Annotated in this window: 9 protein-coding genes; 5 read left to right on the top strand and 4 right to left on the bottom strand. The window is 66.2% G+C overall.

Going from position 1 to position 8,465, the window contains the following annotated elements; all coding sequences use genetic code 11:
* Nucleotides 1–99: 99 nt before the first annotated feature.
* The gene (locus tag VF794_RS20055; protein WP_331112777.1) at nucleotides 100–1,923 is read right to left on the bottom strand and encodes an ATP-dependent nuclease; all 1,824 of its coding nucleotides are present in this window, start codon (nucleotides 1,921–1,923) and stop codon (nucleotides 100–102) included.
* A 345-nt stretch (nucleotides 1,924–2,268) separates the two neighbouring features.
* On the opposite strand from VF794_RS20055, the gene VF794_RS20050 reads away from it, so the two are divergent.
* From VF794_RS20050 to VF794_RS20040, 3 genes are read left to right on the top strand one after another with little or no spacing between them, the layout of a single operon-like run.
* Nucleotides 2,269–2,772 (top strand): protein kinase, encoded by a 504-nt coding sequence (locus tag VF794_RS20050; RefSeq protein ID WP_331112775.1) that lies wholly within the window; start codon nucleotides 2,269–2,271, stop codon nucleotides 2,770–2,772.
* Nucleotides 2,691–3,452: a serine/threonine protein kinase gene (locus tag VF794_RS20045; protein ID WP_331112772.1), complete on the top strand. Its 762-nt coding sequence runs from the start codon at nucleotides 2,691–2,693 to the stop codon at nucleotides 3,450–3,452. Before VF794_RS20050 ends, VF794_RS20045 begins: the two co-directional genes overlap by 82 nt.
* Before the next feature lie 2 nt (nucleotides 3,453–3,454).
* Nucleotides 3,455–3,847, top strand: a complete 393-nt coding sequence (locus VF794_RS20040) for a helix-turn-helix transcriptional regulator (protein ID WP_331112771.1) — start codon at nucleotides 3,455–3,457, stop codon at nucleotides 3,845–3,847.
* Here VF794_RS20040 and VF794_RS20035 read toward each other — a convergent pair.
* The gene (locus tag VF794_RS20035; RefSeq protein ID WP_331112769.1) at nucleotides 3,844–4,221 is read right to left on the bottom strand and encodes a helix-turn-helix transcriptional regulator; all 378 of its coding nucleotides are present in this window, start codon (nucleotides 4,219–4,221) and stop codon (nucleotides 3,844–3,846) included. The genes VF794_RS20040 and VF794_RS20035 overlap by 4 nt on opposite strands.
* Before the next feature lie 239 nt (nucleotides 4,222–4,460).
* On the opposite strand from VF794_RS20035, the gene VF794_RS20030 reads away from it, so the two are divergent.
* Nucleotides 4,461–5,906 (top strand): AHH domain-containing protein, encoded by a 1,446-nt coding sequence (locus VF794_RS20030; protein ID WP_331112767.1) that lies wholly within the window; start codon nucleotides 4,461–4,463, stop codon nucleotides 5,904–5,906.
* An 8-nt stretch (nucleotides 5,907–5,914) separates the two neighbouring features.
* Nucleotides 5,915–7,162, top strand: a complete 1,248-nt coding sequence (locus VF794_RS20025) for an imm11 family protein (RefSeq protein ID WP_331112765.1) — start codon at nucleotides 5,915–5,917, stop codon at nucleotides 7,160–7,162.
* 113 nt (nucleotides 7,163–7,275) lie between these two features.
* On the opposite strand, the gene VF794_RS20020 is transcribed toward VF794_RS20025, so the two are convergent.
* Both VF794_RS20020 and VF794_RS20015 read right to left on the bottom strand, forming a co-directional pair.
* Nucleotides 7,276–7,893, bottom strand: a complete 618-nt coding sequence (locus tag VF794_RS20020) for a hypothetical protein (RefSeq protein WP_331112763.1) — start codon at nucleotides 7,891–7,893, stop codon at nucleotides 7,276–7,278.
* 137 nt (nucleotides 7,894–8,030) lie between these two features.
* On the bottom strand, nucleotides 8,031–8,465 hold a 435-nt coding region (locus tag VF794_RS20015; RefSeq protein ID WP_331112761.1), incomplete at its 5' end, for a DUF3883 domain-containing protein.

The following is an 8,465-nucleotide window of genomic DNA, read 5'->3' as shown; positions in this document are numbered from 1 at the left end:
TCTTCCCGCTCCCTGGGGCGGCTTGGACGACCACGAGCCGGTCATTCGCCTCAAGCACCCTCTGTTGCTCCGGGGTGAGAGCTGTGGAGGGCACCTGATTCACGCACTCCTCCGGCACGCGTGGTCGATGGCGTCACGGAGGTAGTCCGGGACGGTGAAGGGTCGCCCCGGTTCTTCATCCAAGAGTGCAGCGAGTGCGTGTGCGAAGTCTGCCTTTCTGCGACCACCCTCCGACAGACACAGGTGGCGCCATACAACGAGCGCCCGCTCTTCCGCCGTGGTGATGTTGGCAATGCTCTCCTGCTGGAGCAGAGACATTCGTGGCCGTTGGTAACAACGCAGCCACGCGTCCACCATCACGGGCGCGTTCTCCAGCGCCGCCCTCGTGAGGTCGAACTCGAGCGTTACCGAGGCGGTGAACACTCGCGCGACGGGGTGCTTGGAGAAGGTGTCTCTGAGGCCGGCGGCACGCTCGCCCTCCACGTACCGGATACCGTCCGGATGCTGACGTGGCCGCGCTTCAGTTGACCCACCCACGATGTCCGGGTCACCGTCTGTAATAATGGAGAGTGGCAGTTGCAGCTTTTCAGGCCCAAAGAGCTTCCCGAAGGTGCGGAAGTCCACCCCGCATACGGGAATAACGCTTACACCGCATGCCGCCAGGTTCCTGCCGAGGCGACGTGCGAGCACAGGAAGCAGCAGGGCCTCCGAGATGCCCTCGACGAGGATGATGCCCCGAGCAAACAGCATCGAGGCGCGCGTCACATCCAGCATCCGGCGCAGCTTGCGCATCTCCTTGGTATCGAGCCCGCACTTCCGCAGCCCAGTCGCATGTAACTGGCCCGTCTCATCGCGGTGCAGGATGGTGATTGTCTCCGGAGATACGTGCGCCGCGATGGTCGGGGAGTGCGTCGTCACGACTGTCTGGACGCATCGTTGCTCCGACCCCGCTGGCAGCCCTCCGGCGAGGCAGTCGGCGAGGAGTGTCTGTAGCTGCGGGTGAAGGTGAGCCTCTGGCTCTTCCACGAGCAGCAGCGGAAGGGCGGCATTGGGAAGGTTGCCCAACTCGGCCAGCACCGTTCCCACGTAGAGGAGATTGTTGTAGCCGAGTCCGTTCCGCTCAAGGTCCGTGAGTTCGGAGAGCCTGCCCGCGGTGCCGTGCTGGCGCTCCGCGAACAGGATCCTCAGCCCGCGTGCAATCCGCTCGAAGCGGGGCTCTGCCGCCCGGATTGCGATCTCCTGCCCGAGGACAGGGCCCGAGGCGCGCCTGAGAACTTCTTGGATGCGGTTCTGGGCCTGCAAGATGAGGGCGGACTGCTCCAGTCGTTCGTTTGCCTCCTGCACAATCTGCTCGACCGGCCCGCGCTCGGCCTCGCCCGGTGCCTGCATCATCAGCAGTCGCCCGAGGCGGCTGTTTCGCCCCGGGCCCAGTGCACTCAGCGCGTTGCGAAGTGCCTCAAGGAAGGTGATCGGAAGAGACTGGAGGTTCTCCTCGGGTACCGTTGTCTCCGCGTCGGGCCGGTTCCCGCCCCAACGTCGCGAGTGCCAGCGCTGCTGAGTTGCGCCCCACCGCCACTCGAAGTGGATGCTTGCCGTCGAGGACTCAGGCGCGGCGGCGTTGTAGTCGAGCAACTCGATGAACTCCCCCCGCTCATCCTCGCTCAGCCCCGAAAAGGTGAGATCGATGCGGATGGTGCCATCCACCAGTCCTCCACTCTCGGAGGTAGCGAGGTCATCTGGCCGGAGCCGCACCGGCTCTCCGTTGGCCGCTGACGCGGCGCCCAGCGCCGCGCGAACCGCATCCATCAGGTTCGTCTTCCCGATGTTGTTCTCCCCGACGAGAACGTTGAGGCCAGGGAAGAGTTCGAGCGAGAAGGATCCGAGGTTACGGAATCCCTGCACCGCGACATGGCTCAGGTACACGCCTCATCCTCCGTAACTGATGGAACGGGAGAACGGAGATGAAGCCTCAAGGAACGTAGTCTGGCCAGAAACCTGCCAGCCAGGCGCGTATGAGGCGTTGGCAGTTGGTCTGGGCTCAACACCACGGGGCCTGGGGGTAGCCCTCGTGCGGAGCCCAACCCGGAGGCGCTGTGCGGGCAACCCAATTACTCCAGGATGGCCCCTAGATGCTCCCCCGCTCCAACAGGTTGAGTCTGGGCGCTGACCTGCTTGGTTGGCAGGTGCTTTCTTTCGGCGGCCTCTCGTGTTACCTGAAAGGAACTCAGTTATCAATATGAGAACCTGAAAGGTTCTGGAGGTGCCCACGTGAACGAGCCATCGACGAACGACAGCTTCCCCATCCACCCCACGGGTCCTGACGGTCTTCTCTTCGAGGGACCCGCGTACCGCTACACCTTCGTCGCCCCTCTGGTGGACGCGCCCGATCCCATGGCTATCGCCCGGCGCAGCCCCTTGAAGGGGGAGGACCCTCCGCGCCTCGTCATCCTCAAGCGGGTGGAGGTGCCGCCCGAGGAGGAGCGCCGCCAGCGCGCCATGGAAGAGGTGCAGCTCGCAAGCTGTCTGCGTCACCCCAACATCGCCGAGGTGTATGGGCTCGAGGAGTACCAGGGAGCGCCCTATGTGGTGATGGCGTACGCCCAGGGCATCTTCCTGAATACGGCCATGGAAACAGCGCTGCTGCTGGGCAGGACGCTCTCCCCGCCTTCTCCGTCTACATCGCTTACGAGTTGGCCGATGCACTCGACTACGCCTGGGCCACGAGCCAGGACGATGATGACCGACCCCTGCGTATCGTCCACCGAGCGGTGAGCCCCACGAGCATCCGGCTGGAGTTCAGCGGCCAGGTGACGCTCACCGACTTCGGCGTGGCGTACTCGAGGATGGTGGGCCGGTTGGATACGCCCTCCAAGGTGCTGCGTGCGGAACTGGCCTATGCCGCCCCCGAGGTGATGGGCCGCCAGAAGCCCGATGGGCGGGCGGACCTCTACTCGCTGGGCATGGTGCTGCTGGAGATGCTGTCGGGTCAGTACCCACTGGACCCGCCGGACGTGAACCTGCCCCCTGGTGAGTCCCCGGAGGCAGTCCGGTACAACGCCCGCGTGCGCGCCGAGCGCCGCACCTGGACGAGCGTGGGGGAGTTGGCCGACCGCATCCTTCGTTTCGGCCCGGAGGATGTGGAGCGGGTGGCCAGCGGGGTGCCCGAGCCGCTCAAACGCATCCTCCACAAGGCGCTGCGCAGCAACCCGGATGACCGCTACCAGACCGGCTGTGAGATGGGCAACGAGTTGGTGGCGTGGCTGCGCAGACAGGAGAGGTACTTCACTCACGTCGAGGCAGCGGCGGAGTTGGAAACCCTCCTTCGCGAGAAGCCTACCCCCCAACAGACACGCGCCTTTCCTATTGAGAGGGGCATCCTGCCCAGCCCCGAGGAAGAAGCCACGGCCGAGGAGGAAGCCACCGAGGAAGACAAGAAGGACCGGAGTGAGTGACCATGAGGAAGAGCGACCACCTGACGAAGAAGAAGTTGACTGTCCACCTCGGCACAGCCCTGCGAGAGGCCCGGCTCAAGGCCGAGCTGACCCAGGCGGACGTGGCCGACCGCGTGGGCGTGGCCACCGAGGTGTATGGGCGGATGGAGAGAGGCCACCTGACACCGAGCGTCCCGAACCTGCGCAAGCTCTGCATGGTGCTGCGGGTGAATGCCAGTGCAGCCCTGGGGATCGCGGCGGGCGAGGCGGTGACCTGGCCACAGGAGTCCGAGCCCACCTCGGAGGAGTCGCCGCGACTTCGCCGCCTGCTCCGCACTCTGCGCCAGCTTGACGACAAGCAGCTCACCGCCCTCGGCTACGTGGCGCGCACCCTCGCGCAGTCCGAGGCCCGTTAGCTCTCGTCCGTGAGGTGGGTGTCGGCCGTCTCCAGCAGCTTGCGCAAGAGCGCCAACCTTTCCGGCGGCCACCCCTGCAAGATGAAGATGACGCGGCTCAACTCCGGTTGCTCGCCGGCCGCAGGCGGAGGGGCTGGAGCCATCGCCCCGGGAGACTGGGCACTCAGGGACAGCAGCACGTCCGAGGAGAGGCCCAGGGCTTCGCAGATCCGCCGCAGGGTGGGCACGCTCGGTACCATCGCGCCGCGCTCGACTCTGCCGTAGACCCCGGGCTTCAGGCGCACCTTCTTGGCCACCTCCGCCTGCGTGAGGCCCAGCCGCAGGCGAGCAGCTCGAGCAGCTTCCCCCAGAGCGTGTCGCAGCTTCTCGTCCATGGTGTCCGTCTACCGCAAAGGGTAGGAGAGTGCGATGAGCAACTCCCAGCAACAGTGGTGAGTCTCGGCACGCAGCGGTGGGCGGTGGTGGAGCCGTCGGCGAACATCCCGCTCGGCTCATTTCATGGCGCGGGGGCCTATCCTCCAAGTCGCCAATACCTCCACCCACCTGATGGATTGACGTGCCTGTCGGACCCTCCTGTAATCCTGGGGCCAGGCCCCTTAATCGGAGGTGCGCCGTGTCCACCCGTCTTGTTGGCCCGCGCATGCCTGGCGCTCGGCTGCGCCTCCTGCTGCGCGGCTGGTTCCTCATCGTCCTTCTCCTCCACGCAGGGTGCGCCACGAGTGTTCCTCGGGGCGGCCTGCTGGTGGGGTCGTCCTACCGGCCACCGACTCCCCGTTTTCTGGAGGACGCCCGGCCTCCCACGGCTGTTGCGGAGGCCGAGGAGGCGGAGGAGGGCGAGGCCGCGGACGAGCGGGTTCACCTCTCGGTGCCCACCCGATTCGGTGCAGTGCGGGTGAGCGACTTCGAGCTCAACGAAGCTCTCACCACCCTGGTGCTGAACATGCCGCTGCGGGTGGCCGGCTCCCGCTTCCCGCTCTACCTCCACCGGAAGCTGGCGCTGGCCTCCGTCCCGCTCACGGGCGAGGAGTGGCGCACGCCCCTGGCCAAGTCCTACGGGAGCTTCTGCGAGCGGAATGGCACGCCGGGGGACTGCCTCGGGTTGTTCAAGGACGGGCCGGGCCTGAGCGGCGAGGACAAGCGCGACCTCGCCCTGGCGCTCTCGGTGAATGCGGCGCTGGAGGCCCGCGACGCGGAGCTGCGCGGCATGTTCTCCACGACGCAGCTGTGGACGACGCTGAGCCTCACCATCATTGGATATCTCGCCTTGGTCGCGGCGCCCGAGCCGGTTTCTAAGGGCGTCGCCGCGGCACTGGCCGTGCTCATGTGGGGCTACCTGGGCTGGGAACTCTTCGACCTGGTGCGCGCCTACTTCAAGCTCTGGGAGGAGGCGGCGGGGGCTAGCACGTTCGCGGAGCTGCGCGAGGCGGGGGACCGCTTCGGCAAGGTCATCGGGCCCAACAGCGTGCGGATTCTCCTCCTGCTGGGCACGGCGGCGGTGGGGGAGACGGCGGCGCTGGTGTCCAAGGCCCCGAAGCTACCGGGCTTCGCGAAAGCCGCCGGTGCGCTCGAGTCCCATGCCGGCATCCGAGACGTGCTCACGGCCGTGCAGGAAGCGGACAAGGTGAAGGTCGCCGTGGCCGAGGGCACGTTCAGTGTCGTTCTGCCCGCCAATGCCGTGAGCATGGCGGCGCGGGGCCCTCCGGCAAGCGCGGACCCGCCGAAGAAGAAGCCGGAGGTGCACCACATCGCCACTGTCGAGAACAGCAAGTCCACTGCGCGAGGCGGGCCTTGGACGCCGCTATTCAAGAAACTCTTTGACAAGGCGGGCATGTCGATGGAGGACCCGGCCAATACGGTCCCACTCCTTGGGCACAAGGGGCCTCATCCCGAGGAGTACCATCAACTCGTTCATAAGCACCTGAAAGCTGCGACGGACAACTGCTCCAACCAGCAGGAGTGCGCGCTTGCACTGAGGCAAGCACTCCGGCAGCTGGCCGAGGAGATCATCACGGAGGGAAGCAGGCTCAACGAGCTGCTAACCAGAGGGGCGTTACCCTAGGAGTCCTCATGGCGGGACTGTACTTCGATCTGTTCGACGACGTTTACATCCCGGGTCGCTGGCACCTGGATGATCCCGTGGATCAGCAGGGGCAAGAGATTCGTACCTGGCAGTTCGTACGGGGTGAACCCGCTCACGTCGATGGGCGGATCCGGATTCCCATCTACGTCCCGGGCAGGCCACTCGACTTCTCCTTGTTGGCGGGTGCGACCATCCCCGTGGTTCATGCCAGGGTGGCGGCCGTCTTCGCCGAGCTGGCGCCCGGTGATGTGCAGCTGATTCCGGTGGAGGTGGACGGGCAGAGCGAACCGTACGTCCTGCTCAACATCACACGTGTCGTGAAGTGCATCGACGACGAGGCATCCGACGAGGTGCGCCACTGGGGGCCGGGGGATGACAGGCCCGACAAGACAGGCCAGTACAGGTCCGTGATTGGCATGCGCATCGACCCCTCGAAAGTGGGCGATGCCCGAGTGTTCCGTACCTGGGGATGGAGCCCGGCCATCATCATCTCCGAGGAGGTAAAGCAGGCCTTGGAGCGCATGGGCGCAACGGGGGTGAAGTTCAAGGAGGTCACCGGCCCCAGCACCATCAGCGCGGACGAGCGCGCGAGGAACCGGAAGATCCGCGAGCTGCTGGAGACGGCGGCCACCGCGCGTGAATCGGCCTGGCGCACCCTGGGGTCGCTGGACAAGGAGGTCTTCATGCCCATCGCCATGAGCGGCTCGTGGCCGGGCCACCGACAGCTCTGGAGCGTCATCCGTCGCGAGGCAGGGCGTACGCTGCTCGTCACCCACGGGCTCTCGGACCCCTCCATCGAGCGCCTGGAGCCCTCCGTGGGCTTCGGTCTGGAGCTCGCCCTGGAAGTGGACGCGACCGTGAAGGACATCTCGAAGGGCTGGCCCCTGCTGCTGCTGAACCGCGTGGCGGATGAAGTCGCCGAGCACGAGCACGTGCGCGAGAGCGTGAAGGCGGGCCTCTTCTCCATGGAGGTGTCCGGAAAGGGCATCCCCAAGTCCCTCGTCACCGAGGAGGGCAGGGTGGCCGTGCTGCTGGGCGTGGAGTCACGCACGCTGCCGAGTCACTTCTCCACCCCGTATGGTGAGGTGAAGCTCGTCACCGTCAAGGCGTTGCTGCCCTCGGAGCTGGCGTACCTGCTGGAGCATGGCGCGGAAGGCCAGGCTGAGCTGGCGCGGCGCTTCGTGGAGAACGGCGAGGAGCACCTGTCGCGTCTCAGAAGGAGACCCGTGGCGTAGCGCGGAGTGGCGGTGCTCCGGGCTGGTGATGCTGCGCGCCGCTCGAGGCCAAAAAATGCCGGGGGCTCGTGGGCCACGACCGGCATGCAGCTGCGAGAGGGCGGGGGAGAGCGTCAGGGCGCACGCGTCTCGGGCGCGGTGCTCCCGTTGCCCTTGCGCCTGCTGCCGTTGGGGGAGGGCTTCTTGGCCGTCTCCGCCTGCCTTCGCGGGGTCTCGGCGGCGGTGCGCTGGTGCCCGGGCACGGCGAAGACCTCTCCCCGGTCCTTCCCGTGGAGGAACTGCTCCACCGCGTTCTGACGTCGCGTCAGGTCCGCCACGGCTTTACGCAGCTCCTCGCCGAGCGCTCTCGTTTCGCTGCGCTGAGCATCGAGCTGGCCCTCGAGCTCGGCCATGGATGTGATGACCTCCGACTGCGCCTCGTTGATGAGCACCCTGAAGTCGCTCATCGTCTTGGCGTTCATCGCGGTGAGCTTCTCCAAGAGCTCCGTGTGCTTCCTGTCCAGCTCGTCCGGGGCCAGCTGGCCGTGGAGGTTCTTGATCGACTCGGCCGTCTCGAGCACGCCCGCTGCGTCCTGGAGGTGCCCCTGCTTCCGCTCCTTCGCGTCGGGCTCTTCGTCCGAGATCCAGCGACCGAGCCGGTCTCGGTTGATGTAACCCACGATGCCCAAGGTGGTTGCAGCCGCGGCGGCGATTTTGCCGAGGTTGTTGGCGATGACGGGGAGGAAGACCATGAGGGACTCCGGGTGGAAGCTGGGAGGAATTTCCCGAGCCCATGTGCTGATACCCACGGGCGCCCTCGGATTTCGGAAGAAGAGCGGGTAGGGCGGTTGCCCTCCGCTCCTTCTTCGGTTCCGCCTTCGCGGCTGCCTCAGGCGCTGGGCTCGCCTCTTGTTCCTTCGACTCTGCCCCCGCTTGGGGAAGCGACCGTGACCCAGAGGTCTCGTTCCGCCAAGCGAATCTCCCCGCGCCTATGAGCGGCAAAGGGATCCACCACCACGTCGCCAATCCGAGGGTTGCTGTCAGCCTCGAACACTCGGAGGATGACGTAGATGGTATTCCCCCCTTCCTCATGGCACTGGCGGGCCTGGTCCCACTCGGCGCGCGACATGGGGAAAGGGCCGCTACCATCTGTCGATGTCGACTTCACTTCGAGCAGAAATGCGGCGGCTGGCTTGCCGAACAAGCGACCTTTCGGATCGGGAACCTTGAAGTCGTACCCGAGGCCGTCGTTGCCGGAGGCTGGAAAGCCGTATCGCTCGCGCGCCTTCGAAATCCAGCAGTCGGGCCCGTAGTCGGCTCCTAG

The organism is Archangium sp. (assembly GCF_036389735.1).
In the GTDB taxonomy this organism is placed as follows: Bacteria; Myxococcota; Myxococcia; order Myxococcales; family Myxococcaceae; genus Archangium.
This window is presented reverse-complemented; position numbering and strand designations above follow the sequence as displayed.